23 protein-coding genes are annotated in these 26,124 nt (G+C 60.2%); 10 read left to right on the top strand and 13 right to left on the bottom strand.

The genetic code is table 11. From position 1 onward, the window contains the following. Positions 1–57: 57 nt before the first annotated feature. The 5 genes from AC193Q_RS25490 (at position 58) to AC193Q_RS25470 (ending at position 6,118) form a co-directional block, all read left to right on the top strand. Complete coding sequence (locus AC193Q_RS25490; protein ID WP_121183867.1) at positions 58–1,095, top strand: ABC transporter ATP-binding protein; 1,038 nt, start codon at positions 58–60, stop codon at positions 1,093–1,095. Between the two features lies 1 nt (position 1,096). Continuing rightward, positions 1,097–2,032, top strand: coding sequence for an ABC transporter permease (locus tag AC193Q_RS25485; protein WP_047292778.1), 936 nt, complete (start codon positions 1,097–1,099; stop codon positions 2,030–2,032). Then, on the top strand, positions 2,022–2,831 hold the full coding sequence (locus AC193Q_RS25480) for an ABC transporter permease (RefSeq protein ID WP_007967757.1): 810 nt from the start codon (positions 2,022–2,024) through the stop codon (positions 2,829–2,831). Before AC193Q_RS25485 ends, AC193Q_RS25480 begins: the two co-directional genes overlap by 11 nt. 164 nt (positions 2,832–2,995) lie before the next feature. Beyond that, complete coding sequence (locus AC193Q_RS25475) at positions 2,996–4,420, top strand: gamma-aminobutyraldehyde dehydrogenase (protein ID WP_121183865.1); 1,425 nt, start codon at positions 2,996–2,998, stop codon at positions 4,418–4,420. Positions 4,421–4,633: 213 nt separating this feature from the next. Further along, on the top strand, positions 4,634–6,118 hold the full coding sequence (locus AC193Q_RS25470; protein WP_121183863.1) for an APC family permease: 1,485 nt from the start codon (positions 4,634–4,636) through the stop codon (positions 6,116–6,118). 58 nt (positions 6,119–6,176) lie between these two features. Here AC193Q_RS25470 and AC193Q_RS25465 read toward each other — a convergent pair whose 3' ends face one another. Next, positions 6,177–6,734, bottom strand: a complete 558-nt coding sequence (locus AC193Q_RS25465) for a hypothetical protein (RefSeq protein WP_007967760.1) — start codon at positions 6,732–6,734, stop codon at positions 6,177–6,179. A 440-nt stretch (positions 6,735–7,174) separates the two neighbouring features. On the opposite strand from AC193Q_RS25465, the gene AC193Q_RS25460 reads away from it, so the two are divergent. Further along, complete coding sequence (locus tag AC193Q_RS25460) at positions 7,175–7,687, top strand: BRO-N domain-containing protein (RefSeq protein ID WP_121183860.1); 513 nt, start codon at positions 7,175–7,177, stop codon at positions 7,685–7,687. Positions 7,688–7,836: 149 nt separating this feature from the next. Here the strand turns inward: AC193Q_RS25460 and AC193Q_RS25455 are convergent, their stop codons facing one another. Then, the gene (locus AC193Q_RS25455) at positions 7,837–8,022 is read right to left on the bottom strand and encodes a hypothetical protein (protein ID WP_041063212.1); all 186 of its coding nucleotides are present in this window, start codon (positions 8,020–8,022) and stop codon (positions 7,837–7,839) included. A gap of 393 nt (positions 8,023–8,415) precedes the next feature. Between AC193Q_RS25455 and AC193Q_RS25450 the strand changes: the two genes are divergently transcribed. Continuing rightward, positions 8,416–10,044, top strand: coding sequence for a glucan biosynthesis protein D (locus AC193Q_RS25450; protein ID WP_121183858.1), 1,629 nt, complete (start codon positions 8,416–8,418; stop codon positions 10,042–10,044). A gap of 125 nt (positions 10,045–10,169) precedes the next feature. Here the strand turns inward: AC193Q_RS25450 and AC193Q_RS25445 are convergent, their stop codons facing one another. The 4 genes from AC193Q_RS25445 to AC193Q_RS25430 all read right to left on the bottom strand — a co-directional run bounded on the left by AC193Q_RS25445 (position 10,170) and on the right by AC193Q_RS25430 (position 14,454). Beyond that, positions 10,170–10,703 carry a GNAT family N-acetyltransferase gene (locus tag AC193Q_RS25445; RefSeq protein ID WP_121183856.1) on the bottom strand — a complete coding sequence of 178 codons (534 nt, stop codon included), beginning with the start codon at positions 10,701–10,703 and terminating at the stop codon, positions 10,170–10,172. 83 nt (positions 10,704–10,786) lie between these two features. Further along, complete coding sequence (locus AC193Q_RS25440) at positions 10,787–11,893, bottom strand: NADH:flavin oxidoreductase/NADH oxidase (RefSeq protein WP_121183854.1); 1,107 nt, start codon at positions 11,891–11,893, stop codon at positions 10,787–10,789. Between the two features lie 253 nt (positions 11,894–12,146). Then, a complete protein-coding gene (gene recJ, locus AC193Q_RS25435; protein ID WP_121183852.1) occupies positions 12,147–13,856 on the bottom strand; it encodes a single-stranded-DNA-specific exonuclease RecJ in 1,710 nt (569 codons plus the stop codon). 55 nt (positions 13,857–13,911) lie between these two features. Continuing rightward, positions 13,912–14,454 carry a YaeQ family protein gene (locus AC193Q_RS25430; protein ID WP_041063193.1) on the bottom strand — a complete coding sequence of 181 codons (543 nt, stop codon included), beginning with the start codon at positions 14,452–14,454 and terminating at the stop codon, positions 13,912–13,914. A gap of 146 nt (positions 14,455–14,600) precedes the next feature. Between AC193Q_RS25430 and AC193Q_RS25425 the strand changes: the two genes are divergently transcribed. Both AC193Q_RS25425 and AC193Q_RS25420 read left to right on the top strand, forming a co-directional pair. Next, entirely contained in the window at positions 14,601–15,800 is a 1,200-nt protein-coding gene (locus AC193Q_RS25425; protein ID WP_047292761.1) for a CaiB/BaiF CoA transferase family protein, read from the top strand. Continuing rightward, on the top strand, positions 15,748–16,707 hold the full coding sequence (locus tag AC193Q_RS25420) for a TIGR02285 family protein (protein WP_306287244.1): 960 nt from the start codon (positions 15,748–15,750) through the stop codon (positions 16,705–16,707). Before AC193Q_RS25425 ends, AC193Q_RS25420 begins: the two co-directional genes overlap by 53 nt. A gap of 176 nt (positions 16,708–16,883) precedes the next feature. On the opposite strand, the gene AC193Q_RS25415 is transcribed toward AC193Q_RS25420, so the two are convergent. From AC193Q_RS25415 to xerD, 7 genes are all read right to left on the bottom strand, one after another. Continuing rightward, entirely contained in the window at positions 16,884–17,165 is a 282-nt protein-coding gene (locus tag AC193Q_RS25415; protein ID WP_027610974.1) for a DUF3509 domain-containing protein, read from the bottom strand. 162 nt (positions 17,166–17,327) lie between these two features. Further along, positions 17,328–17,735, bottom strand: a complete 408-nt coding sequence (locus AC193Q_RS25410) for a response regulator (RefSeq protein WP_121183850.1) — start codon at positions 17,733–17,735, stop codon at positions 17,328–17,330. Positions 17,736–17,863: 128 nt separating this feature from the next. Beyond that, on the bottom strand, positions 17,864–19,213 hold the full coding sequence (locus AC193Q_RS25405; protein ID WP_121183848.1) for a transporter substrate-binding domain-containing protein: 1,350 nt from the start codon (positions 19,211–19,213) through the stop codon (positions 17,864–17,866). A gap of 119 nt (positions 19,214–19,332) precedes the next feature. Continuing rightward, positions 19,333–20,742 (bottom strand): threonine synthase, encoded by a 1,410-nt coding sequence (gene thrC, locus AC193Q_RS25400; RefSeq protein WP_027610971.1) that lies wholly within the window; start codon positions 20,740–20,742, stop codon positions 19,333–19,335. 66 nt (positions 20,743–20,808) lie between these two features. Beyond that, entirely contained in the window at positions 20,809–22,113 is a 1,305-nt protein-coding gene (locus AC193Q_RS25395; RefSeq protein ID WP_095667423.1) for a homoserine dehydrogenase, read from the bottom strand. 131 nt (positions 22,114–22,244) lie between these two features. Then, positions 22,245–22,976 (bottom strand): bifunctional protein-disulfide isomerase/oxidoreductase DsbC, encoded by a 732-nt coding sequence (dsbC, locus tag AC193Q_RS25390; RefSeq protein WP_007967782.1) that lies wholly within the window; start codon positions 22,974–22,976, stop codon positions 22,245–22,247. 236 nt (positions 22,977–23,212) lie between these two features. Beyond that, positions 23,213–24,109: a site-specific tyrosine recombinase XerD gene (xerD, locus tag AC193Q_RS25385; RefSeq protein WP_041063163.1), complete on the bottom strand. Its 897-nt coding sequence runs from the start codon at positions 24,107–24,109 to the stop codon at positions 23,213–23,215. Positions 24,110–24,217: 108 nt separating this feature from the next. Between xerD and AC193Q_RS25380 the strand changes: the two genes are divergently transcribed. Next, positions 24,218–26,026, top strand: coding sequence for a cation:proton antiporter (locus tag AC193Q_RS25380; protein WP_121183846.1), 1,809 nt, complete (start codon positions 24,218–24,220; stop codon positions 26,024–26,026). The last annotated feature ends 98 nt before the right edge of the window (positions 26,027–26,124 follow it).

Genomic DNA, 26,124 nt, shown 5'->3' with positions numbered 1-26,124 from the left:
TTTTCGACGCAACACCTGATCATTCTTTGAAAGCCTGCTTTACCGGAGCACCGCACCATGACGCTTGCAGTCCAGTTCACCAACGTTTCCCGGCAGTTCGGCGAGGTGAAGGCCGTTGACCGGGTTTCCATCGATATCCAGGACGGCGAGTTCTTTTCCATGCTCGGCCCATCCGGCTCGGGCAAAACCACCTGCCTGCGCCTGATCGCCGGGTTCGAACAACCGAGCGCCGGCTCAATCCGCATTCACGGCGCCGAAGCGGCCGGTCTGCCGCCGTATCAACGTGATGTAAACACCGTCTTCCAGGATTACGCACTGTTCCCGCACATGAACGTGCTGGACAACGTCGCCTACGGCTTGAAGGTCAAAGGCGTGAGTAAAACCGAGCGCCACAAGCGCGCCGAAGAGGCGTTGGACATGGTCGCGCTCGGTGGTTATGGCGCACGCAAACCGGTGCAGTTGTCCGGCGGTCAGCGCCAGCGTGTCGCCCTCGCCCGCGCCTTGGTCAATCGCCCGCGCGTGCTGCTGCTCGACGAGCCGCTCGGCGCCCTCGACCTGAAACTGCGCGAGCAGATGCAGAGCGAACTGAAGAAGCTGCAACGCCAGCTCGGCATCACTTTCATCTTCGTCACTCACGACCAGACCGAGGCGCTGTCGATGTCCGATCGCGTGGCGGTGTTCAACAAGGGCCGCATCGAACAGGTCGACACCCCGCGCAATTTGTACATGAAACCGACCACCACCTTCGTCGCCGAATTCGTCGGCACTTCCAATGTGATTCGCGGCGACCTGGCGCGCCAGCTCAGCGGTCATCCGCAGCCGTTTTCGATTCGCCCCGAGCACGTGCGCTTCGCCGACGGCCCGCTGGCCAGCCACGAAATCGAAGTCAGTGGCGTGCTGCATGACATCCAGTATCAGGGCAGCGCGACGCGCTATGAACTGACCCTGGAAAACGGCCAGACCCTGAGCATCAGCCACGCCAACAATCAGTGGATCGACAGCAGCGCGCAGCACCAGACCGGCCAGCGTCTGCGTGCACGCTGGGCGCGGGAAGCCATGATTGCGCTGCACGACACTGTCTCGAGCGGGGTGTGAGATGAGCACGCTCGCAATGACTCAAGCACCGCCGTTGCGGCGGTTTTCCAACCTGCTCTACCGCAAGCCGAATCTGTATCTGTCGCTGCTGCTGGTACCACCGTTGCTGTGGTTTGGCGCGATCTACCTCGGCTCGCTGCTGGTGCTGTTGTGGCAGGGTTTCTACACTTTCGACGACTTCACCATGGCGGTCACCCCTGACCTGACCCTGGCCAATTTTGCCGCGCTGTTCCAGCCGTCGAACTTCGACATCATCCTGCGCACGCTGAGCATGGCCATCGTGGTGTCGATCGCCAGCGCCATCGTCGCGTTCCCGATTGCCTATTACATGGCGCGCTACACCACGGGCAAGACCAAGGCGTTTTTCTACATCGCGGTGATGCTGCCGATGTGGGCCAGTTACATCGTCAAGGCCTATGCGTGGACGTTGCTGCTGGCCAAGGGCGGTGTGGCGCAGTGGTTCGTGCAGCATCTGGGGCTGGAGCCGGTGTTGCAGTTCATCCTCGGCATTCCCGGGGTCGGCGGCAGCACCTTGTCGACCTCGCATCTGGGACGCTTCATGGTCTTTGTCTATATCTGGTTGCCGTTCATGATCCTGCCGATTCAGGCCTCGCTGGAACGTCTGCCGCCGTCGCTGCTGCAGGCCTCCGCCGACCTCGGGGCCAAGCCGCGCCAGACCTTCATGCAGGTGATTCTGCCGCTGTCGGTGCCGGGTATTGCTGCCGGCTCGATCTTCACTTTTTCCCTGACTCTGGGCGACTTCATCGTGCCGCAACTGGTCGGCCCGCCGGGCTACTTCGTCGGCAGCATGGTCTACGCCCAGCAAGGCGCGATCGGCAACATGCCGATGGCGGCGGCGTTCACGCTGGTGCCGATTGTGTTGATCGCCATTTACCTGTCCATCGTCAAACGACTGGGGGCCTTCGATGCACTCTGAAAAAGCCTCTCTCGGTCTGCGCATCGCAGCCTGGGGCGGGTTGGTGTTTCTGCACTTCCCGATCCTGATCATCTTCCTTTACGCCTTCAACACCGAGGAAGCGGCGTTCAGCTTTCCGCCAAAGGGCTTCACCCTGCACTGGTTCAGCGTCGCGTTTTCGCGCCCGGATGTGCTGGAGGCGATCAAGCTCTCGTTGCAGATTGCCGCCATTGCCACGTTGATCGCGATGGTGCTCGGCACATTGGCTTCAGCCGCGCTGTATCGCCGGGACTTCTTCGGCAAGCAGGGTATTTCGCTGATGCTGATCTTGCCGATTGCGTTGCCGGGGATCATCACCGGGATCGCGCTGCTGGCGACGTTCAAGACGCTGGGGATCGAGCCGGGGATGTTCACCATCATTGTTGGTCACGCGACGTTCTGCGTGGTGATCGTCTACAACAACGTCATCGCCCGCCTGCGGCGTACTTCGCACAGCTTGATCGAGGCCTCGATGGATCTGGGTGCCGATGGCTGGCAGACCTTCCGCTACATCATCCTGCCGAACCTCGGCTCGGCGCTGTTGGCCGGCGGCATGCTCGCCTTTGCGCTGTCGTTCGACGAAATCATCGTCACCACGTTTACCGCCGGGCATGAGCGCACATTGCCGCTGTGGTTGCTCAATCAACTCAGCCGTCCTCGAGACGTGCCGGTGACCAATGTCGTCGCGATGCTGGTGATGATGGTGACCATGCTGCCGATTCTTGGCGCGTATTACCTGACCCGGGGTGGCGAGAGTGTCGCCGGTAGCGGTGGCAAATAATTCATGACAGACACCACTTTCCCCCTGTGGGAGCGAGCTTGCTCGCGAAGAGGCCATGACATCCAACATTGATGTCGACTGGCGCACCGCTTTCGCGAGCAAGCTCGCTCCCACAGGGATCTCGATTCGGACAGAACAATAAAAGTGTTAGCGAGGACAATGAAATGCAAACCAGACTCTTGATCAACGGCCACCTGGTCAACGGCGAAGGCCCGGCGCAACCGGTGCTCAACCCGGCGCTCGGCAGCGTACTGGTGGAAATCAATGAAGCCTCCGAGGCCCAGGTCGATGCCGCCGTGCGCGCCGCCGACAGTGCCTTCGCCGAATGGTCGCAGACCACGCCGAAAGACCGTTCGCTGCTGCTGCTCAAACTCGCTGATGCCATCGAAGCCCACGGCGAAGAACTGGCCAAACTGGAATCGGACAACTGCGGCAAACCCTACAGCGCTGCGCTGAACGACGAGATTCCGGCGATTGCCGACGTGTTCCGTTTCTTCGCCGGCGCCAGCCGTTGCATGAGCGGTTCGGCCGGTGGCGAATACCTGCCCGGCCACACCTCAATGATTCGCCGCGACCCGGTGGGCGTGATCGCGTCCATTGCGCCGTGGAACTACCCGCTGATGATGGTCGCCTGGAAAATCGCCCCGGCCCTCGCTGCCGGTAATACCGTGGTACTCAAGCCGTCGGAGCAAACCCCGCTGACCGCGTTGCGTCTGGCCGAACTGGCGTCGGACATCTTCCCGGCCGGTGTGCTCAATCTGGTGTTCGGTCGCGGCCCTGCCGTCGGCAGCCCGTTGGTCACGCATCCCAAAGTGCGCATGGTTTCGCTGACCGGCTCGATTGCCACAGGCTCGAACATCATTTCCAGCACCGCCGACAGCGTCAAACGCATGCACATGGAACTGGGCGGCAAGGCGCCGGTGATCATCTTCGACGACGCCGATATCGATGCTGCGGTGGAAGGTATCCGCACCTTCGGTTTCTACAACGCCGGGCAGGACTGCACCGCCGCGTGCCGGATCTACGCCCAGCAAGGCATCTATGACAAGTTCGTCGAGAAACTCGGCGCAGCGGTCAGCAGCATCAAGTATGGCTTGCAGGAAGATCCGTCGACTGAGCTTGGGCCGTTGATCACCGCGCAACATCGCGACCGCGTCGCTGGTTTTGTCGAACGTGCCGTGGCGCAGCCGCACATTCGCTTGATCACCGGCGGCAAGGCTGTGGAAGGCAACGGCTTCTTCTTCGAACCGACCGTTCTGGCCGACGCCCAGCAGGACGATGAAATCGTCCGGCGCGAAGTCTTCGGCCCGGTGGTGTCGGTGACCAAGTTCACCGATGAAGCCCAGGCGCTGGAGTGGGCCAACGATTCCGACTACGGCCTGGCCTCCTCGGTGTGGACGGCGGATGTCGGACGCGCGCATCGCCTGTCCGCGCGATTGCAGTACGGCTGCACCTGGGTCAACACGCACTTCATGCTCGTCAGCGAAATGCCTCACGGCGGTCAGAAATTGTCCGGTTATGGCAAGGACATGTCCATGTATGGGCTGGAGGACTACACCACGGTTCGGCATGTGATGTTCAAGCACTAAAAGCATCGCTGGCAAGCCAGCTCCCACAAGGTTCAATGCAGCTCTTGTGGGAGCTGGCTTGCCAGCGAAGGCGTCACCCCGGTTTCAGGAAGGAAACCGGCATTACGCACCACCAGGACACCAAAACAATAACTACCGAACCGGGCGGCGCCCGCAAAGCACCGCCACGGCCTCGGCCATCCGAAATCTGCCGATTTCACGGAGCAAACACACATGAGTGCCTCACCCGAATTCGCGGCCGCCGTTGCCGACAGCGATGCCGAACAACTGCGCAAACTGGGCTACACCTCCAACTTCAACCGCAGCATGAGCCTGTGGGAAAACTTCGCGCTGGGCTTCACTTATCTGTCACCGGTCGTAGGGGTTTATACCCTGTTCGGCCTGTGCCTCGCCGCCGGCGGACCACCGATGTTCTGGGCTTACCTGCTGGTCGGTTGCGGCCAGTTGCTGGTGTGCCTGATCTTCGGCGAAGTGGTGTCGCAGTTCCCGATTTCCGGCGGCGTCTATCCATGGGCACGGCGTCTGGTTGGCAAGAAATGGGCATGGATGGTCGGCTGGATCTACTCCATCGCCCTGTGCGTGACTATTGCGGCAGTGGCTGTCGGTGCCGGCCCGTATCTGGCGGCGATGCTCGGGTTTGAGCCGAGCAACAACACCAATATCGTTATCGCGCTGGTGCTGACACTGTTCGCCACGCTGGTCAATCTGAGCGGCACCCAAGTGCTGGCGCGGATCGCCATGTTCGGCTTCCTCTGCGAACTGGTCGGCGCGGTGATCGTCGGCGTCTACCTGCTGGTTTTCGAACGTCATCAGCCGCTGAGCGTGCTGTTCAACACCTTCGACATCAGCGTTGACGGCTCGTACCTGCCGGCGTTCCTCACCGCTTCGCTGGCAGGGATGTTCCTCTACTACGGTTTCGAAGCCTGCGGCGACGTCGCCGAGGAAACCCCGAACCCCAGCGCAAAAATCCCGGTGGCCATGCGCATGACCATCTACATCGGCGGCATCGCGGCGATGTTCGCCTGCCTGGCGCTGATCCTCGCCGTGCCGGACATGCAAGCGGTGATCAACGGCACCGACAAGGACCCGGTCACCACCATCCTCAACAACGCCTTCGGCCCGATCGGCTCGAAAGTGGTGATGGGCGTGGTGATGATTTCCTTCATCTCCTGCGTCATCAGCCTGCAGGCAGCAGCCAGTCGTCTGCTGTACTCCTACGCTCGCGATGAAATGGTGATCGGCAGCCGACTGCTGAAAAAGATTTCTCCTACCACTCAGGTGCCGGTTGCCGCGCTGTTCGTGTCCGGCGTCCTGCCCGCCCTGATCATCGCCCTCGGCTTCTTCCTGCAGGACGCCGTGGCCACCATCGTCAGCTTCGCCGCCATCGGCATCTACCTCGCGTTCCAGATGATCGTGCTGGCCGCTTTGTATGCGCGAATGAAAGGCTGGAAACCGAGCGGCAAATTCACCCTCGGCGCGTGGGGCTGGCCAGTGAACATCGGCGCGCTGGTGTACGGCGTCGGCGCAATCATCAACATGGCCTGGCCACGCACGCCGGATGCGGCGTGGTACATCAACTACGCGATGGTGCTGAGCACGGCGATCGTGATTGGACTGGGGTTGATTTACATGTGGATTGGCAAGCCGTATGACCATGGGAAGGCGCCGGCTGGGGATGCTTGGAAGGTGAGTCGCTAAGAACCTGCCATCCCGGCACCGACAAGGTGCCGGGGTTCAGGAAGGCCGAGAAAAAACATCAAAAAGAAAGCTCTGCCTGATCGTGCTTCAGCAAGGAAATACGATCGAACAACCTGATTTTTTCATTGGCTTTTTGCCTGGCGTGATCGGACATGAATGCAATCAACTCTTCGAGCTGACTGACGTCTCCGACCACTTTGAATTCCTTTTCCTTGTTGACGAAGACAAGCGACTTCTTCTTTCTCGACAACAGTTCAATGACGTTGCTGAGCGTGCCGGTGCTCTTTGCATCCCAGATCATCAGACCGTAATCAGCCGCTTCAGCCATCACCACGTCTTTTTCGGTGAAGAAGGCTCTCGACCCTTTGGAGTGTTTGGAGTCGACTGTTCTGGCGGGCCATTTCCCAAGGTTATTCCTCGGTGCCGAACCGCTGCAGAACACCGTGGTTCTGGATCGCTCAAGACTCAGCAGATACTCCTGAATGGAAGTGTCGGCCCCCCCCGCATCACCCACCACCACCTCAAAATCGGACGCAACGATATTATTGATACGCTCTTTAACCTTCGGATCAAGGTTCTTGATGTTGATAGAGCCGGCAATAAATACAGTGGTCATTGAGTTCAAATTTTCCGCGGCAATGCACGTGAATCAAATGAATAACGGAAAAAGTACCGGTTAGGGATGGACTCACCATCCTCAGTGCAAAAACAGGCATTTCCTACAGATACAGCCTTCCCGAGAAAGCTCCATTTCCTACGCTGTGCATCGAAAGAGTAGACTTGGCGCCGCTAGCGCCTGACCGATAGGCTTTATCCCGTCGCTGCCAAATCAGCGGCCCGGGGTCGAAGCCGGAACATCATCAACATGGCGCAACTGCGTCCTCCATAGAAACCAAGGCTTCTTGCCTTTCAGTTTCGCGTTATGGCGGATCGTGTGGTGCGGGCCTCTCGGCTTACATGTTGATCGAGAATTCCGACTTCGAACGCCACACGGTTCGCCACCCAAAAATCTGTCGAAGGATTCGTGGCGACTCTCATTTCAACATGGAGTCAGAAATGCCTAAGCACACGCCAAATCCACCTTTAATCCATCCGCACTTCACCCCCACCGTCTTCACCCGCCACAACCGCTTCCTCCATGCGTTCATGCAAAACCATGAAGCCTGGTTTTGTGTTCAGGGTCTCGGTCGCTTGATGGGCTATCCGCTAAACGAACGCCTTACGCTGAAACTCGATCCCGACCAGCGTCGCAATGTTCTCCTGCGCAAGGACGGCGAAATCGTCGATTGCGCGATAGTCAGCGAGTCCGGCCTATACGCCCTGCTTGTCCACCACTTCGTCCCGGAAAACCGCAACCTGCGCCAATGGCTAAGTCATGAAGTGATCCCGATGCTGCGCGAAGCCCAATCAAGCCCTGTGGAAAACCAACCGAGCCTGAGTTCGATGCATTGGGCGGGCGTTACCGTGCCGCTGTTGCACTGGCAACAGCAGGCGTGGGTCAAATGGCGGGATGTGCCTGAATTGATGCACGGCCAGCGGCCGTATCCGGTTTTGGGAACGTGTAGCTGAAGTCCATTCAATAAAAAAACCTGTGGCGAGGGAGCTTGTCGAATCTTCGCACCGTCCCACTGGGTCGCGCAGCGGTTCCTCTACAAAAAGCAGGGGACTGCTGCGCAGTCCAGCGGGAGCAAGCTCCCTCGCCACAGTCTTACGCGCCGTTAAAACCGCGAAACACTGCGCATCGCATCCACCAGATAGCGCATCGCAATCCGGTCACTCTCCGACAACTCGCGATAACGCTCCACCAGCTTCAGCTCTTCAGAACTCAATCGACGCCTTCTGCGTCCGCTGCTCAGGCAGGGAAAGATGCCGAGCATTTCGGCGATGCCTTGTATTTTTGCCATGGACGATGTCCTTCTCTGATACGTCGAAGAATTGCTTGATCACCACATCGCCCTGCCCCTTACAGCAGCGCCTGTGCCCTGCCGGTCGCACCGGCCATGCCCATAGAATAGAAATTTAATCGGCGCTGAAAAGCGGTTTTTAGAGTAATTAGTCGAAAAAAGCAGATATGCCCTGTAAATCAGTAAGTGCCGTAGGACGTTTAACCGACATGTCTTGTTTCATTGACACGCTGTCATCGTGTATCAACGAATTTTGCTCGGCGAGCGAACCGTTTAAGCTAGCCGGCATCTGTTTATAGTCCGTTGCGTTTGGCCGAAGGCTTGTCCGAACCGTAATTTCTGATCCAGCACGTGCCAGGAACGGCGCGGGATTGCTCACGACAGGTTGTATTTATGCACCGCAGGAATTTGCTCAAAGCGTCGATGGCCATTGCGGCTTACACCGGTCTCTCGGCTTCCGGCCTGCTGGCCGCCCGTGCCTGGGCCGCCAATGGTGGCGCCGCTGATGGCGAAGCGCAGGCCTTCGATTTCGAAGCGCTCAAGCGTCAGGCCAAGCAACTGGCCGGTTCGGCCTATCAGGACACTAAACAGGTGCTGCCGCCGACCCTGGCGACCATGACCCCGCAGAATTTCAACGCGATCCGCTACGACGGCGATCATTCGCTGTGGAAAGAGAACAAGGGTCAGCTGGACGTGCAGTTCTTCCACGTCGGCATGGGTTTCCGCCAGCCAGTGCGCATGTACAGCGTCGATCCAAAAAACCGTACCGCCCGCGAAGTGCATTTCCGCCCGACGTTGTTCAACTACGAGAACACCTCGGTCGATACCCAGCAGCTCAAGGGCGACCTGGGCTTTGCCGGCTTCAAATTGTTCAAGGCGCCGGAGCTGGATCGTCACGACGTAGTGTCGTTCCTCGGCGCCAGTTATTTCCGCGCGGTGGACGCCACTGGCCAATATGGCCTCTCCGCCCGGGGTCTGGCCATCGACACCTACGCCAAGAAGCGCGAAGAGTTTCCTGACTTCACCAAGTTCTGGTTCGAGACACCGGAGCAGAACGCCACGCGTTTTGTGGTCTATGCGTTGCTCGACTCGCCGAGTGCGACTGGCGCCTATCGCTTCGACATCGATTGCCAGGCCGAGCGCGTGGTGATGGAGATCGACGCCCACATCAACGCGCGGACTGCCATCGAACAGCTGGGCATTGCGCCAATGACCAGCATGTTCAGCTGCGGCACCCACGAACGCCGCATGTGCGACACCATTCACCCGCAGATCCACGACTCCGATCGCCTGGCGATGTGGCGTGGCAATGGCGAGTGGATTTGCCGTCCGCTGAACAACCCGGCGACCCTGCAGTTCAACGCGTTTGCCGACACCGATCCGAAAGGCTTCGGTCTGGTACAGACCGACCACGAATTCGCCAACTATCAGGACACTGTCGACTGGTACAGCAAGCGCCCGAGCCTGTGGGTCGAGCCTACAACCGCGTGGGGCGAAGGCTCGATCGATCTGCTGGAAATTCCGACCACCGGCGAAACCCTCGATAACATCGTCGCGTTCTGGACCCCGAAGAAACCAGTGGCTGCCGGCGACTCGCTGAATTACGGCTACAAGCTCTACTGGAGCGCTCTGCCGCCGGTCGGCACACCGCTGGCGCGGGTGCATGCGACCCGCTCGGGGATGGGGGGCTTCGTCGAAGGCTGGGCACCGGGCGAGCATTACCCGCCGGTCTGGGCACGACGCTTTGCCGTGGACTTCACCGGCGGAGGCCTGGATCGTCTGCCGCAAGGTACCGGGATCGAACCGGTGGTCACCTGCTCCAACGGCAAGGTGCAGGACTTCAGCGTGCTGGTGCTCGATGACATCAAGGGTTACCGGATCCTGTTCGACTGGTACCCGACCAGCGACAGCGTCGACCCGGTGGAACTGCGCCTGTTCATCCGCACCAATGACCGCACGCTGAGCGAGACCTGGTTGTACCAGTACTTCCCGCCGGCGCCGGACAAGCGCAAGTATCCTTGAGGGTTGTCTAGCGTCTGATCGGGCCTCATCGCTGGCAAGCCAGCTCCCACAAGTTCGGTGCCGTACACACATTTCGTGATCGACACCGACCACTGTGGGAGCTGGCTTGCCAGCGATGGCGTCCGTCAGGTCAGCGGCAAATACAAATGGATGTCGCGGGGTTCCAGAGCGAATAACTCCGGATCCGGTTGATCAACCAACCGGCAACCCTGTCGCTGATAAAACTCCACAGTGTTGCGCGATTCAGTCGCTGAGACATACAACGCCTCGGCACCGAACCGCCGCCCCTGTTCACAGGCCAATGCAAACAGTTTCGCCCCCAGTCCCTGCCCCCGGTAGTCGCGGCTGATGTGCAGAAACGTCAATTGCCGCATGCTCAGCCCCTGATTGAGGATAACCCGGTTATCCACAACCACCGCCGCGACCAGCGCCTGCCCGTCGAAAACGCCATACAGCCAACCTCCGCGCCGCAAACACTTTTCCAGCACCCACGCGTTTTCTTCGGCCTCCCCTTCCGGCCAACCACGCATGTCGACATGCACCGGGTACAGAATCAGCGCACCGTTTTCCAAACGATAGTTCGCCTCAACCCGCTCACTGCGGTCGATCTGCGCCAGCAACGGCAAGTCGTGTTCGCTCAGTTCTCGTTCGATCAACATGCTCGACTTCCTTGGCAAATGGCAGGCAAGAAAAAACCCGCCGGTTCAATGGCGGGTTTTATAGACCTTACGCGGTTTTGAAATCAATCGCGCAGGTCAGACTCATGGATCGGCTGATCACGATGGGTTGCGCGCTGATACTGCGCCGGCCACACCGCTTTGCGCCCGCCCAGGTCATCGTCGGCGTGCAGCGGCCAATAAGGGTCACGCAGCAGTTCGCGGGCGAGGAAGATGATGTCAGCCTGACAGGTGCGCAGAATGTGCTCGGCCTGCGCCGGCTCGGTAATCATGCCGACGGTGCCGGTGGCGATGCCTGACTCCTTGCGCACCCGTTCGGCGAAGCGTGTCTGATACCCCGGCCCTACGGGAATCTCGGCGTTGGCGGCGGTACCACCAGACGAGACATCAATCAGATCCGCGCCCAGTGCCTTGAGGCGACGCGCCAGTTCGACGGTTTCATCCGGGTTCCAGCCATCTTCGACCCAATCGGTGGCCGAGACCCGGACAAACACCGGCAACTCTTGCGGCCAGACCTCGCGCACGGCCTCGGTGACTTGCAAGACCAGCCGAATACGGTTTTCGAACGAACCACCGTATTGATCGCGGCGCTGATTGCTCAATGGCGACAGAAACTGATGCAGCAGATAACCGTGGGCGGCATGCACCTCGACCACGCTGAAACCTGCGGTCAGTGCGCGTTTGGCCGCGGCCACGAAGGCCTGGATGACGTCGGCGATCTGCGCTTCATCGAGCTGTTTCGGTTGCGTGTGTTGCGGATCGAAGGCTATCGGCGATGGCCCGACCGGGGTCCAGCCGCCATCCTCCGGTTTGACGCTACCGTGTTTGCCGATCCATGGCCGATGGGTACTGGCCTTGCGCCCGGCGTGGGCCAGTTGAATGCCAGCAACCGCGCCCTGGGCCGTGATGAAACGGGTGATGCGTTGCAGCGGTTCGATCTGTTTGTCGTTCCACAAACCGAGGTCTTCGGCGGTGATTCGCCCGTCGGCGGTGACCGCCGTGGCCTCGGTGAAAATCAGTCCGGCACCGCCCACCGCGCGGCTGCCCAGGTGCACCAGATGCCAGTCGTTGGCCAGACCGTCGACGCTGGAGTACTGGCACATCGGTGACACGGCGATGCGGTTGGGTAGGGTCAGTTGGCGAAGGGTAAAGGGTTCGAGCAGCAGACTCATGGGGCACCTCTCAAATCAGTGGGCAGGCTCCAGGGTTCTGTTTGAAAAGTCGACGAGTGACAAAAAAGGCGCAGCACCCGCCCCCGCGGGCAAAAAATTCGACAAGACGTCACAAGGCCAATCAAGCAGTGCTTAGAGCCTAGTCGACAACGGGGGTTCTCGGGGGGTTCCTGAAAAGATCGCAGCCTGCGGCAGCTCCTGCAATGGAATGCGATCCCCTGTAGGAGCTGCCGCAGGCTGCGATTTTTTGATTTCAGCGTGGTTCGATGTGGGCAATCATCAACTGCACCGTCTCGTTGCCCCGAAACTCGTTGACGTCGAGCTTGTAAGCCAGCTCGACCCACTGAATGGTCGGGTTCGGCCATACATCGCGGTCAATGCCGAAAGCGATGCCATCCAGCTTCACCGACCCGCACTCGCTTTTCAGCACTACTTTCAGATGGCGCTCGCCGACCACGCGCTGCTCGACCAACTGGAACACACCATGGAACAGCGGCTCCGGGAAATGCTGGCCCCAAGGCCCGGCATGGCGCAGGGCGCGGGCCAGTTCGAGGTGGAATTCCTCGACGGCGAGCGTGCCGTCGGAGAGCATCCGCCCGGTCAGGTCTTCTTCGCGGAGTTGCCGACGCACTTCGGCATCGAAAGCCTCGGCGAACAGCGCAAAATTCTCCTGCGGCAAGGTCAGGCCCGCCGCCATCGCGTGACCACCGTATTTGGCAATCAGGTTCGGATGCTGCGCGGCCACCACGCTCAGCGCATCACGAATGTGGAAGCCTTGCACCGAACGCCCAGAGCCCTTGAGCAGCCCGTCGCCAGCATCGGCGAAGGCAATGGTCGGACGGAAATAACGTTCTTTCATGCGCGAGGCGAGAATGCCGATCACGCCCTGGTGCCATTCGGGATCGAACAGGCACAGGCCGAACGGCATCGACTCCACCGGCAAATCCTTGAGCTGGGCCAGCGCCTCGCGCTGCATGCCCTGCTCGATGGATTTGCGGTCCTGGTTCATGCCGTCCAGTTGCGCGGCCATTTCTCGCGCCAGATTGGCGTCGGCGGTGAGCAGGCATTCGATGCCCAGGCTCATGTCGTCAAGGCGCCCCGCCGCGTTCAGGCGCGGGCCGACAATAAAACCCAGATCGGTGGAGGTAATCCGCGCCGCGTCACGCTTGGCCACTTCAAGAATCGCCTTGATCCCCGGCCGTGCGCGCCCGGCGCGAATCCGTTCAAGGCCCTGATGCACCAGAATCCGGTTGTTGGCGTCAAGCGGCACCACGTCGGCGACGCTGCCCAGTGCCACCAGATCCAGCAGTTCACCGATGTTCGGCTGTGGCTTGCTCTCATACCAGCCGAGGCTGCGCAGGCGCGCGCGCAAGGCCATCAGCACGTAGAAAATCACCCCGACCCCGGCCAGCGCCTTGCTCGGAAACTCGCAGCCTGGCTGATTCGGGTTGACCAGTGCATCGGCCAGCGGCAGTTCATCGCCGGGCAAGTGGTGGTCGGTGATCAACACCTTCAATCCCGCGCGCCTGGCAGCAGCCACGCCTTCGACGCTGGAGATGCCGTTGTCGACAGTAATCAACAATTGCGGCTCACGGGTCAGGGCGACTTCGACGATTTCCGGGGTCAGGCCATAGCCGTATTCGAAGCGGTTCGGCACCAGATAATCGACATGTGCCGCGCCCAGCAGACGCAAGCCGAGCACGCCGACCGTACTGGCCGTCGCCCCGTCCGCATCGAAGTCACCGACGATCAGAATCCGTTGACGCTGCTCCAGCGCCGTCACCAGCAGATCCACCGCCGCCTCGATGCCCTTGAGCTGCTGGAACGGAATCAGCCGCGCCAGACTTTTATCCAGCTCTGCCTCGGATTGAACGCCTCGTGCCGCGTACAAACGGGTCAGCAGAGGTGGCAGGTCACCGAGAAACGGCAGCGTGGCAGGCAACGGTCGAGGATCAATACGCATGGGGTAACGGAAACTTCTCTTGAATACGTGGGATTAATCAGCGGACGACGCGGGATCAGCCGCGCTCGCCTGCCAGCCATTCCAGCTGGACTTCGTGCTGACCACGGTCGTCGGTGACGAAAATCGTGCCTTCGCTGATCATCACATCCCACTTGATGACACGCGGCATGTCCTTGGCCAGGGTTTCCAGCACCTCTTGCGGCACGGCGGCGATGTTGACGTTTTTCAGGTTCTTCGCCACCGGCACCACTTTGCCTTCCCATACGCGCAGGCTGCCATAGGCCAGCAGGCTGGTGCGTTCAGTGCGACGCGAGCACCAGGTCAGGCGATCGGCATCCGGCTGGCCGACTTCGATCCAGTGCAGAACGCGGTCGTCCAGGCTTTTTTCCCACAGCGCAGGTTCATCCACATCCGACAGACCACGGCCAAACGACAGCAGTTCGTTGTACCAGAGGGCGTAGGCCAGCAGCCGCACGGTCATGCGCTCTTCAGTTTCCGAAGGGTGACGGGCGATGGTCTGCTTGACGCTCTCGTAGACACCACGGTCGAGGTCAGTGAGGTTCAGTTCGAATTTGTAAGTGGTAGACGGCTGGGCCATGAACGGGCTTCTTGATACGAGGAAAGTCGGCAAGTCTAACCGATGCGGTAGGCAATCATCGAATTGATGGCGATCAAGCTGCGGCGTCTGACAGCCGGCTATGTTAAAACGCTGTATCTGCTCAGCCTTGTCCTACAGGATTCAGTATGCCGTTCGCCAACAAACCGCTCAGCGGTGTGAAAGTCATTGAATTGGGTACGTTGATTGCCGGGCCGTTCGCCTCACGCATTTGCGGCGAGTTCGGCGCCGAAGTGATCAAGGTCGAATCGCCCGACGGCGGCGATCCGTTGCGCAAATGGCGCAAATTGTATGAAGGCACTTCGTTGTGGTGGTTCGTCCAGGCGCGCAACAAGAAGTCGCTGACGCTGAACCTCAAGCACCCCGAGGGTCTGGCGATCCTGAAAAAACTGCTGGGCGAAGCCGACATCCTGATCGAGAACTTTCGCCCCGGCGTCCTGGAAAAACTCGGGCTAAGCTGGGAAACCCTGCATGCCCTGAACCCGAAACTGGTGATGGTGCGTCTCTCGGGCTTCGGCCAGAGCGGGCCGATGAAGGATCAACCGGGTTTCGGCGCGGTCGGTGAATCCATGGGCGGTTTGCGCTACATCACCGGTTTCGAGGATCGGCCACCGGTGCGCACCGGCATTTCCATCGGTGATTCGATTGCCGCGTTATGGGGCGTGATCGGTGCGCTGATGGCCCTGCGTCACCGCGAGGTCAACGGCGGTCTCGGCCAGGTCGTCGATGTCGCGTTGTACGAGGCGATTTTCGCCATGATGGAAAGCATGGTGCCGGAGTTCGACGTGTTTGGCTTCATCCGCGAACGCACCGGCAACATCATGCCGGGTATCACGCCGTCATCGATCCACACCAGTGCCGACGGCAAGCATGTGCAGATCGGCGCGAATGGCGACGCGATCTTCAAACGTTTCATGCTGATCATCGGCCGCGAGGATCTGGCCAACGACCCGACGCTGGCGAGCAACGACGGGCGCGACACTCGCCGTGACGAGCTGTATGGGGTGATCGACCGCTGGGTCAATTCGCTACCGCTGCAAAGCGTGCTCGACCTGCTCAACCAGGCGGAAGTGCCGGCCAGCCGGATCTTCAGTGCCGAAGACATGTTCAGCGATCCGCAGTACCTCGCCCGGGAAATGTTCCTGCAGGCGAAACTGCCGGACGGCAAACCTTTCAAGATGCCGGGCATCGTGCCGAAACTCTCCGAGACGCCGGGCACTTCCGAATGGGTCGGGCCACAGCTCGGTGAACACAATGCGCAGGTGCTGCACGATCTTGGCTACGACGAACAGCAGATCGCCCGGTTGCGCACAGACGGAGCCATTTAAGCTGAAACATCGCCAGACATCGGCCGCCAACCGCGCCCACCCATGGTGGACGTGGCGGCTGTTCGGCCTACTGTTTCTGCTGGCCCTGCCCGCCTGGGCGCAAGCGAAACCCACGCTGATCTGGTTGTTGCGCGACCTGCCGCCCCTGACCATTTTCGAAGGCCCGAAAAAGGGCCAGGGCGTGATCGATCAACTGATGCCGATGCTGATCGCCGGCATGCCGCAATACGAACACACACTGATGCGGGTCAATCGCGCCCGGGGCATGCAGATGCTGCACGAGCCGACCTTCACTTGCGATCCGTCGCTGATCTGGAGCAAGGAGCGCACGCAATGGATCGCCTTCTCTATTCCGGCGTTTCGCGCTGTCAGTAATGGTCTGGTGGTGCGTCAGCAAGATCGCGAGGTACTGGCGCCATACCTGGTCGACGGTGAAGTTGATCTGACGGCATTTCTGGCCAACGGCGAAATCAAGGTCGGCGTCGTCGCAGAACGCAGTTACGGCGAGTATCTCGACACGCTGCTCAAGCAGGCCCCGGACGGTGCGCTGACGCCGCATTATGGCAACGACGCCCTGAGCAGCCTGCTATCGATGCAGCGCCTGGGGCGTCTGCAAGTGGTGTTGGGTTACTGGCCGGAGATCCGCTATCAGGCGCATCAGGCGCAAATCGCCGAAGACCAACTGGTGTTCTATCCGATTCGTGGCACCGGCAAATATCTGTCCGGCTATGTCGGGTGTTCCGATACGCCTCAGGGCCGTCAGGCGATCAGTGAGATCAACCAACTGCTGCGTACCCTGCCCCATGAGCAACTTAACCAGTCGTATGCCGACTGGCTGGACCCCGAAATGCGCACGGATTACCTGCATCAGGCACGGATCTTTTTCGAACAACAGGCCGCGCAATAAAAACCTGCGGGCAAAAAGAAACCCCGAGAAGTGGGGAGACGACTCGGGGTTAAACGCGGTCTACATAAAGACCCGTAGCAGCAAGCGACAAGCACCGGAGCACAATGCTTGATCCTGCTGTTACGGGGTCTGACTGACGGGGATGCAGGAAGGTTCCCACAAAAAATATTTCATCTTTACAGTGCCGCACGCTTATCCAGCGCCGCATTGCGCAAAGCCGCGATGACACAGGGCTCCAGCCGCCCTTCAGCGATCAAGACGTCGCGGTGCAACCCGTCGACCACATCGGTCAGCAGACGTTTGTCGCTCAACTGCGCCTGATTGAATTCGCGCTCGACCACAAGGGCGCCGTTGCTGTTCTTCAGCGTCACCAGGCATTCGCCATGGGCGCCACACGGAGTCAACGTCACCTGATACGGGCTCAGAGCCTCACCGAGCAATAGACTGATACTTTCCATCTCGATCTCCACTCAATAGTCCGAAAACATTGTGCCTGGGGCGTGTTCACATTAAGTGACCACCGGCCCGAGAAGAAAGTTCTGCATGCCGCGCTGCTCACGAAGCCGTTAGCGGTCTGTCAGAGCATGCACGGTGAAGATGACAGAAACATAACCGTCGGTTCAGGCACCGGCCGGATGGGCTGCCGTTTGCAGGTAGCGATCCAGCAGCCCGCGCATCAGCACTGCCGAAACCGGCGTTTGCAAACGCCCCAGCAGCATCAACTCCTGCGTTTGCAGCAGGCTTTCGAGATCGCTCAGCAGGCCCGGTGCTACTCGCCCCAGCAGAATGAGGGCACTGGCCTCCCGCTCGGCCGCCAGATGCCGGATCAGCGCCAGACCCTCCCCGCCTTTCAGTTGCGGATCGCAGATCGCGATGTCGACCCGGGTGCGACGCTCCAGCGAGCAGCGTGCCGCGGCCAGCGATGGCGCCGTGAGTACGTCGTAGATACCGAACGCGTTGAGCATCTGGTGCAACGCCATCATTCGATAAGGATCTGGTTCGAGAATCAGGACTTTTAGCGAGCGCATGGGCGACCTCGGAAACGGCAATCGCGGACTCGTCCGCAGTGGTTGCTCACTTTAGGGGAGCCTCCTTCAGCCCCCCATCGGAAAAAGAGACGTGTGACATAGGAAATTTCCCTATGTCAGTGCGAACCTTATTCCGCCGCCGCATCGCGCTGGGTAATATCTGTCCAGCCCCCGAGCAGGCCGCGCAATTCCCCATTGGCGCTGTAGAACGGCACAGTCCACTGGTAGATTTCCCGACTGCCATCATTGAATTGCAAACGGCGTTTGCTGAAGCGGGTCCTGCGTGTTCTCAACTGGATCATGAACTCCTCATGCAGCGCGGCGGCGGTAGCGCGCGGGAGCGCATCGACATCAATCAACCGGCATCCCTGCACCTGCTCAAAGCGCAGCGACAACGCCTCTTCGTAGCTTTTGTTGCACAGGATCAGGCGCCCTTCCAGATCACGGACGAACACCGGATCAGGCATCGCATCAATCAATGCGCGCTGAAAAACCAGCCGATCGTCGAGCTCGCTTTGCACGTCTCGATGCCGCTTGATCACAGCCGCCATTCGTCGATTCCATAACAGCGACATCACGCAAAAGCCCCCCACCAAAACCACCCCCCAGCAGCTCGAGCGAAGCCAGTGCTGCCAACCGGCGGCTGGTTTAGGTCCGATGCCGCCCAGCCATTTCAGGCGAATGGCGCGCAGCTCGGAGGCAGGGAATGCTTCAAGCGCTTTGTTCAGAATGCTCAATAATTGCGGCTGGCCTCTGCGCACCGCCAACAGATCGGCCTCCCATTTGCCTTCCAGCAGTTCGCCGACTTTCAGCAGACCAGAGGGATAGAGTTGCGCACCGATTTCATTTTCGATGGTGGCATAGGCCTCACCGCTTTCGACCAGCGCCCGCGCCTCGGCATAGGTTTTCACCGAACGTAATTCGATGGACGGATAATCGCGCCGGATCACCCCCTCCAGCGCATGCCGACCCGGCAATACCAGCACCCGTTTGGCCAACTGCTCCAGCGACTGCACCTGCGGCTCGCCGGCGCGGCCGACAAATACCCAACCGGCACCGCCAAAGGCATGACTGAAATCCAGGCTCAATCGGCGTTCATCATTCATCGCCAGGGTTGTGCTGATGTCCGCAGCACCGGTTTCCAGGCGCTCAAGCATTTGCGCGGTGGAAAAGGATTCCCGGTAGATGAACTGCAAGCCGGTCATGGCGCTGATGCGCTTGAGCACATCGCTGTTGAGGCCGCTCCAATGACCGTGCTCGTCGAGAAACAGGTACAACGGGTACTGCTCCGCGGCCACAATCACTGTCGGATTATCGCGAATCCATTGCTGCTCTTCCTCATCCAGCACCACGGTGCCGATGTTCAACTTCTCTTCCTCATACGCCAGATGCGCCGCCGCGCTCATGCGCCAGCCGTACAACAGGCACAACAGCAGAACCTGCTTCAGGGTGTGTTTCCATCCTCTTTCAAACAGCATTGCCACTTCCTTCGTGATCGACTCACCCGTCCTTCATGGGCGGTAACCCGAGCAGTGTGGCAGCAGAAACAAAAAAGCCCGTCAGGAGACGGGCTTCAAAATGTGACAGCTTTTCAGGCTTACAACGGCTTGCCGCGGTTGCCATGCTGGCTGACAAAGGCCTGTACGGCTTTCAGTTCGTTCGGCAGAACGGTGCAACGCTCGTTTCGCTCAAACAAATCAGAAAGATGTGCAGGCAGTTCGAGAGCTTTTCCTACACCAGCTTTCTCCACGGCATCCGGGAATTTCACCGGATGTGCAGTGCCCAGAATCACCATCGGGATGTCCAGGCTGCGACGGCATTCGCGGGCGGCCTTGACGCCGATAGCGGTATGCGGGTCCAGCACTTCACCGCACTGTGCGTAAACTTCAGCGATGGTTTCGCAGGTTTGTGCATCGTCCACGGCCAGTGAGTCGAACAGCTTGCGGGCTTCGGTCCAGCGCTCTTGCTCGACGCTGAAACCACCGCCCTGTTTGAACGAATCCATCAACCCGGCAATCGCCGCACCGTTGCGACCGTGCAAGTCGAACAGCAGGCGTTCGAAGTTCGACGAGACCATGATGTCCATCGACGGCGACAGCGTGGCGTGCAGGGTTTCCTTGACGTACTGATTGCCGCTCATGAAGCGGTGCAGGATGTCGTTGCGATTGGTGGCGACGATCAACTGGTTGATCGGCAGGCCCATGTTGCGCGCCAGGTACCCGGCGAAGATGTCGCCGAAATTGCCGGTTGGCACCGAAAACGCCACCGAACGCGCCGGACCGCCCAGTTGCAGGGCGGCGTGGAAGTAGTAAACGATCTGAGCCATGATCCGCGCCCAGTTGATCGAGTTCACCGCCACCAGGCGCGTGCCCTTGAGGAAGCTCTGGTCGGCGAAGCTGTTCTTGACCATTTCCTGGCAGTCATCGAAGTTGCCTTCGATGGCGATGTTGTGGATGTTCTCGCCGACAATGGTGGTCATCTGCCGACGCTGCACTTCGGACACGCGGTTGTGCGGGTGCAGGATGAAGATGTCGACGTTTTCGCAGTGCTTGCAGCCTTCGATGGCGGCCGAACCAGTGTCACCGGAGGTGGCGCCGACGATCACCACGCGCTCGCCGCGCTTTTCCAGCACGTAATCGAGCAGACGACCAAGCAGTTGCAGGGCAAAATCCTTGAACGCCAGGGTCGGACCGTGGAACAGCTCCAGCACCCATTCATTGCCGTTGAGCTGACGCAGCGGCGCCACGGCGCTGTGCGAGAACACGCCGTAGGTTTCTTCGAGGATCTTTTTGAAATCCGCGTCAGGAATGCTGCCGGTGACAAACGGGCGCATGACCCGGAAAGCCAGCTCGTGATACGGCAGGCCGGCCCAGGAAGCGATTTCTTCCTGGGTGAAACGTGGCAGGTTTTCCGGGACGTACAGACCGCCGTCGGTCGCGAGACCCGCCAGCAGGACGTCTTCGAAATTCAGGGCCGGTGCCTGGCCGCGGGTACTGATGTAACGCATGACTGACTCCAATGCAGAGTGTTCGCAATGCCGGACCCGCGCACGGGCCCGGTCAATGATGGCGACTTAGTTCAGGTGCTCGACGCGGATCCGCACAACCGGACCGTTGACGCCCGCCAGCGCTTCGAGGGCAGCGATCGCGTCGTTGATGCGCTGCTCGACCACGCGGTGGGTCAGCAGGATCATCGGCACCAGACCGTCATGCTCTTCGACTTCCTTCTGCATGATCGACTCGATGTTGATACCGCGCTCCGAGAGGATGCTTGCCACCTGAGCCAGAACGCCCGGATGGTCTTTGGCCTGGATGCGCAAGTAGTAGGCGCTTTCGCAGGCTTCGATCGGCAGGATCGGATGGGCCGACAGCGAGTCCGGCTGGAAGGCCAGGTGCGGTACGCGGTTTTCCGGATCGGAGGTCATCGCGCGAACCACGTCCACCAGGTCGGCGATCACCGACGAAGCGGTCGGCTCCATGCCGGCGCCAGCGCCGTAGAACAGGGTCGAGCCGGCAGCGTCACCGTTGACCATCACGGCGTTCATCACGCCGTTGACGTTGGCGATCAGACGATCGGCCGGGATCAGCGTCGGGTGTACGCGCAGCTCGATACCGGCAGCGGTGCTGCGCGCTACACCGAGGTGCTTGATGCGGTAGCCCAACGCTTCGGCGTAGTTCACGTCAGCGGTGGTCAGCCGGGTGATGCCTTCGGTGTAGGCCTTGTCGAATTGCAGCGGGATGCCGAACGCGATCGACGCCAGAATCGTCAGCTTGTGCGCCGCGTCGATGCCTTCGACGTCGAAGGTCGGATCGGCTTCGGCGTAGCCCAGCGCTTGCGCTTCGGCCAGCACGTCTTCGAAGGTGCGACCCTTCTCGCGCATTTCAGTGAGGATGAAGTTACCGGTACCGTTGATGATCCCGGCCACCCAATTGATGCGGTTGGCGGACAGACCTTCACGGATCGCCTTGATCACCGGAATGCCACCGGCCACGGCCGCTTCGAACGCCACGATCACGCCTTTCTCGCGTGCCTTGGCGAAAATCTCATTACCGTGAACGGCAATCAGTGCCTTGTTCGCGGTGACCACATGCTTGCCATTCTCGATGGCCTTGAGTACCAGCTCGCGGGCAACGGTGTAGCCGCCCATGAGCTCTATGACGATGTCGATCTCAGGGTTCGTGGCCACTTCGAAGACATCGTTGGTAATCGCAATACCGGTCGTCTGGAACTGAGGCTTTGGCGTGCGCATGGCAATTTGTGCCACTTCGATCCCACGCCCGGCACGACGAGCAATTTCCTCGGCGTTGCGCTGAAGTACGTTGAAGGTACCGCCACCGACGGTCCCTAACCCACAGATGCCTACTTTGACCGGATTCACTGTGAACTCCCCATGAAACGGCCGACGCAAGGTCGGCCGGAAAACAACCGCGCATTCGCGGCTCTCTATTAATGGCCCGGCGATGCTGCTGCCGGACCATGATCGTCAACGGCGGACCGTGACGATGCGAATTACTTGGCGCCCAGCGCCAGTTTGGCGACTTGTGGCGCCGGCTGGTAGCCCGGAATGACTTGTCCGTCGGCCAAAACGATGGCCGGTGTACCGTTCACGCCAATCGACTGGCCCAAAGCGAACTGTTTGGAAACCGGGTTGGCGCACTTGGCGGCTTTGATTTCCTTGCCATCGACCATTTTGTCCATGGCGGCTTTCTTGTCGGTCGAGCACCACACGGCCTGCAGTTGCTCGTCACCCGGCGAGCCGAGGCCCTGACGCGGGAACGCCACGTAACGCACTTCGATACCGCGCTTGTTCAGCTCGGGCACTTCGGCGTGCAGTTTGTGGCAGTACGGGCAGGTGGTGTCGGTGAACACGGTGATGTGCGATTTGGTCTCGCCGACAGCCGGATACACCACGGTTTCGGCCACTGGAATGGCATTGATCAGTTTGGAGATGCCCAGGCGTTCGGTTTTCTCGGTCAGGTTGACCGGTTTGCCGTCCTTGAGCTGGAACAGGTAGCCCTGAACGATGTACTGGCCGTCGGCGCTGGCGTACAGCACGCGGCTGCCCTTGAGCTTGACTTCATACATGCCCGGCAACGGGCTGGCACTGATGCTTTCTACCGGAACCTCGAGTTCGAGCTTTTCCAGGCTTTGACGAATGGCTTTGTCGGCCGCGTCATCGGCGACGGCAAAGGTGCTGACCAACGCAATGGCTGCGGCGGCGAAAATCTGGGTCAGACGCATGAGAACTCCTGAAGGCGGACAAATGAAACGGTCAGAACGCCCGTGCCGGAACACCGGGTCATAACCGTCCATCGTGCAAACCGGCAAAGCCTAACACATAAGGTCACGGTGGCCGAATGCGCCTGACACAAGACATGCAGGAGCTGCCGAAGGCTGCGATCTTTTGACTTTGCTTTTGGAATCACAAGCAAGATCAAAAGATCGCAGCCTTCGGCAGCTCCTACAGGGGGGGGCAATCAGCCTCTTGGATGATGTTTGGCATGCAGGTCTTGAAGACGAGCCCGCGCCACATGGGTGTAAATCTGCGTGGTCGACAGATCACTGTGCCCCAGCAGCATCTGCACCACCCGCAGGTCGGCGCCGTGGTTGAGCAGGTGCGTGGCAAACGCGTGACGCAAGGTGTGCGGCGACAGTGATTTGCCGATCCCGGCGACCTTGGCCCAATGCTTGATCCGGTGCCAGAAGGTCTGGCGCGTCATCTGTTCGCCGCGCTGGCTGGGGAACAGCACATCGCTGGGGCGTCCGCCCAGCAGCTCGCTGCGGCCATCACGCAGGTAGCGCTCGACCCAGACAATCGCCTCCTCGCCCATCGGCACCAGGCGTTCCTTGCTGCCCTTGCCCATCACCCGCAGCACGCCCTGACGCAAGTTGACCTGCTCCAGCGTCAGGCTCACCAGTTCGGTCACGCGCAGCCCGCAGGCGTACAGCACTTCAAGCATCGCGCGATCACGCTGACCGATGGCTTCGCTCAGGTCCGGCGCCTTGAGCAGCGCTTCGACGTCCGCTTCCGACAACGATTTGGGCAGTGGTCTGCCCAGTTGCGGCATGTCGACGCGCAAGGTCGGATCGACCGTAATCAGCTTCTCCCTCAGCAGATAGCGATAAAAGCCACGCACACCGGAGAGAAACCGGGCGGTGGAGCGCGGTTTGTAATTCTGCTCCAGACGCCAGGACAGGTGATCGAGGATCAACTCGCGACCAGCATTGATCAGCTCGAGGTTTTTCTCCTGCAGCCAGCCATTGAACAGCGCCAGATCGCTGCGGTAGGCGCCGCGGGTATTGTCGGACAGGCCCTTTTCCAGCCACAGGGCGTCGAGGAATTGGTCAATCAGCGGGTGGTCGATGGCAGGCATGGGCGCTCAAGACACACAACCTCCGGGGCTGCGCGCAAATGTCGAGTGAACTGTAGGAATGGCCGCTAGTCTTTCATAGCCCGCCATTTCAAGGAACAAGGAGCTTCAATGAACGAACAACAAATTCTCTTGGCATTTGGCGGGATCGGCGCCGCTGCGCTGGGTTGCCAGTGGCTGGCGTGGCGCCTGAAGCTGCCGGCCATTCTGTTTTTGTTGCTGACCGGGATTCTCGCAGGCCCTGTGCTCGGCTGGCTCGACCCGCAGGAAATGTTCGGCCCGTTGCTGATGCCGCTGGTGTCGCTGGCGGTCGCGTTGATCCTGTTTGAGGGCAGTCTGACCCTGCATCTGTCGGAATGGCGCGAGATCGGCAGCGTCGTGCATCGCCTGGTGACTATCGGCGCGCTCACGACCTGGGTGGTGATTGCCGTCGCGACTCACTACTTGCTCGGCTTCGACTGGTTGCTGGCAATTCTGTTCGGCAGCCTGACGCTGGTGACCGGGCCGACAGTGATCGTGCCGATGCTGCGGGTGGTGCGACCGAAAGCCTCGATCGCCAACATTCTGCGCTGGGAAGGCATCGTCATCGACCCGATCGGCGCCCTGCTTGCGGTGGTGGTCTACAGCTTCATCATCGCCCGCTCCGAGGGTAACGGCCTCGAACAGAGCCTGTTGACCTTCGGCGGCGTGATTGCCTGCGGCAGCGTATTCGGAGTGGTCGGCGGCTGGGGGCTCGGCACCATCATCCGTCGCCAATGGCTGCCGGAATACCTGCACAACCTCGCCTCGCTGGCAGCCGTGCTGGGGATTTTCATTGCCGCCAATCAGGTGATGCATGAGTCCGGTCTGTTGGCGGTGACGCTGATGGGCATGTGGCTGGCGAACATGAAGGGCGTGGATGTGCGGCACATCCTGCACTTCAAGGAAAACCTCAGCGTGCTGCTGATTTCCGGACTGTTCATTCTGCTCGCAGCGCGGCTGGATCTGCATGCACTGATCAGCCTCGGGCCGTTGGTGCTGATTCTGCTGCTGGTGATTCAACTGATCGCGCGCCCGCTGAACGTGCTGCTGAGCACTGCCGGCTCCAGCCTGAGCTGGCGTGAACGCGCCTTGCTGTGCTGGATCGCCCCGCGCGGGATCGTGGCGGCGGCGGTGTCGGCGATTTTCGCGATTCGCCTGGATCAAGCCGGACACGAAGGCGCGTTGCTGCTGGTACCACTGACTTTCGCGGTAATCATCGGCACTGTGGTGCTGCAAAGCGCAACAGCACGACCCTTGGCACGTTTGCTGAACGTTGCCGAACCGGCGCCGAGCGGCTTCCTGATCGTCGGCGCCAACGGCCCGGCGCGTCTGCTGGGCAAATCGTTGCAGCAACTGGGCAGCCGCGTGCTGTTGACCGATTCGAGTTGGGAAAATATTCGTGCAGCACGCATGGAGGGTTTGCCGACGTACTTCGGTAACCCGGCGTCGCAGCATGCCGATGCGCATCTGGATCTGGTGGGGCTGGGGCATCTATTGGCGCTATCGCCCTCGGGCGAACTGAATACTTTGGCGGCAATGCGCTTTCGCCACGACTTTGGTCACCAGCGTTTGTTCGGTCTGGCCAGCGGTCAGGAAACTCGTCGCACTGACAAGCATCGCGCGAGTCTGGAGCATCGCGGTAATCAGCTGGGCAGCGAGGCGCTGACCTATGCCAAGCTGGCCAGCCTGATCAGCAACGGCGCCGAACTGTACAGCACGACGCTGACCGACGGTTTTGGCTGGGAGGATTACCAGGCATTGCATGGCAATCGGGCGACCCTGCTGTTCATGCGTGATGACAGCGGCTGGGTGCATGTGGTGACGCCGGAGACTGCTGTGAAACCAGGATCAGGATGGACCTTGTTGGCATTGATTCAGCCGGAGGCCAGCGGCGTCTGAGCTGACACCTTCGCGAGCAGGCTCGCTCCCACTGTGATCGGAAATTGTGTCCGAAACAAAACCTGTGGGAGCGATCCTGCTCGCGAATGGCGCGACTC

It is taken from the genome of Pseudomonas sp. F2, from assembly GCF_057174385.1.
The sequence above is the reverse complement of the archived record's forward strand: the minus strand, read 5'-3'. Positions and strand labels throughout refer to the sequence as shown.